Origin of the sequence: Sphingomonas sp. STIS6.2 (assembly GCF_000732685.2) — a bacterium.
In the GTDB taxonomy this organism is placed as follows: domain Bacteria; phylum Pseudomonadota; class Alphaproteobacteria; order Sphingomonadales; family Sphingomonadaceae; genus Sphingomonas; species Sphingomonas aerolata.
In genome coordinates this window covers 1-2229 of sequence record NZ_JPDP02000104.1, presented here as the reverse complement: position 1 = coordinate 2229, position 2229 = coordinate 1, and the positions used below count along the sequence as shown (strand labels likewise).

The 2229-nt window shown below is 46.6% G+C and carries 1 protein-coding gene; it reads right to left on the bottom strand.

Annotated elements, in window-relative coordinates; all coding sequences use genetic code 11:
• A partial coding sequence (locus sphst_RS13410; protein ID WP_159043621.1) for a phage infection protein occupies positions 1-1900 on the bottom strand: 1900 nt, incomplete at its 3' end.
• Positions 1901-2229: the final 329 nt, after the last annotated feature.

Genomic DNA, 2229 nt, shown 5'->3' with positions numbered 1-2229 from the left:
CCGCGATGGACAAGACGATTTTGTTCTCAAAGTTAACACCCGCCGGTGCGGCAAGGCAGGAGGCGCACTCGGTTTCGATCAAATCTAGAACCTTACCCTGTCCTCCATCTGACGGAGTCTCAGCAGTACCAAACAGGCTGTTATAGACATCATACAAATCCTGCTCGGTTATCGTATCAGAATCCGGGCGAATATGAAGAAGTGAAGTCAAAAGCTTAAAGTATGGGTCGTCTTCACCTTTGGTGAAATCAACAAGATTCCGCATGAATGGAATGGAAGCTATCCGCTTCAGTGCGTCTGATGCAAAATTTGGTTTCCAGTCATTTACAAAAATGTTCTTTATGCCCGCTGCGGGCACAAGCGAGACGCCTGAGGAGTCCTTTGAAACCATAAAGCAATTTTTATAGGTCACAAAGCGGCTTTGAATTGTTCTAAAGAAGTCAAAGTTGTGCGTTAATATGATTTGGAAAAAATTATCGTATTCAGATATATCTTTAAGGTACTGTATAATGGCATACTTGTTTCGATAATCGAAAGAGTCCGCAATATCATCTACTACCATCAAGGTAGTCTGGCCTGCTTTGTGGCGCGCTCGCACATCAAATATGATGTTTAGGACATAAAGAGCTTTCTTTTCTCCAGTGCTTAATGCCTGGAGAAGTGACTCACGATCCACCTGAGCTTGCTCACCGTTGTCTTCGAACGTAAAACCGAGCTTTAAGATTGGCTCCTGACCAAGCATGACCGACGTCCGGTTTTTCGCCTCTAGCTTGAAGGGTACGAAGAAGCGGGTATTGAAAATATCAATGACCTCTTCCCAGTCGGTTCTTTCCTTGCTGGCCTGATCCTCAATCTCAGACTTTCTCTTTTCCGCGTCACGATACTTTTCGACCAATTCAGTGAATAGACCTACGTGAGTTGCTAGGTATCCCTTCCATACCTCTTCTTTAAACTGAGCCATGTTAGAAAGAGAAGGAAGTATATCCTCCCGCTCAGAGAGGTATTCGTTAAAATCACGGACCGTAGTGTTCTTGTACAATAGCTTTTCGAGGTCAGTAAACTTTTTGCGAAGAGCGGGATCGTGTGAGATCCCCTCTTTTTCTTTAGCAATTACGTCTTCTAAGCCCTTTTCATCGCATATAGTGACGGACTCGCCCGCATTAAGGCTGATGGAATGATTGGCTTTGAAAAAGCCATTATCAATTAATGTCTTAGCAACAATAGAGGCGTTGTAGTAAGTAAAAGTACCTTTTTTGAAGTACGTAGATGCGGACAATAACTCATTGTACCGCTTCATATAATCTTCAATTACAGTCTTAAAGTCTTTGGTGCCAAGAAGTGCCTGAACCTTATCGTCAAATATTAGATCATATTTGACATCGAAGAACGGAGCCGATTTTTGAGCCAAAACCTCGTCATATATGCGACTTAGTGCCGTAAACAGATCGCCAGAAGCCGTGAACGTAGAAGCTAGTTCTTGCTCAATATCCTTCTTTGAGCCGGATTGCTGTTTCAGCGCCGTAACTAGGGCATGCCGAGACTTATCTATTTCGAGGTGAAGCTGCTCATACTCTTTTCGTAGTGCGGCATTCACTAGAAGTGTGGACGTCTTTGCGGTATGTCCCAGGACCTCATCATAAGGCCGAACGACTAGGACCGACACAGGTTGGAGGGCCGCTCCTTGGTCATCTGTGACCTTCCGCGTTGATACCCGTGCCGGGAAGATCCGATCCTTGGAAGGCGTGTCCTCGGCGATGTCCTGAAACGTCTGGGCGAACGAAGACTTCATGGCTCCGTTTGGCGCGTAAATCGCGACAGCGGGGCATTTCTCAAAGCTGATATCGGCTTTGAGATTTCGAATCCCGTAGCAGTGCTCAAGTTCGACACGTAGGCTTTTCAAGAGCTTCCCCCTTTAATCCCATGCTGCCTATCACGGAGTTTTAGCCCGTGGAAACAAAGGCGGTGATGCAAAATTCAAGATTTCGCGTCAGCCAACGCAGAACGCGCCTCGATTTAAACGGCACGCGCACGAATGGCTGATACAGCACGGTATCAAGATATGCGTGTCCAGGGGGCCAAAATGCGGAAACCGCCCTCTTACGCGTCATTGCGACTGGTTCGCCGCTCATCAGCAACCTGACTAGCGATGTTCCCGATTCCTCCAAGCACTATCGCAGTCTTGGAACCTGAGGTGTCAAAACCGAACGGTTCTGACGCTTGAGATAGGTC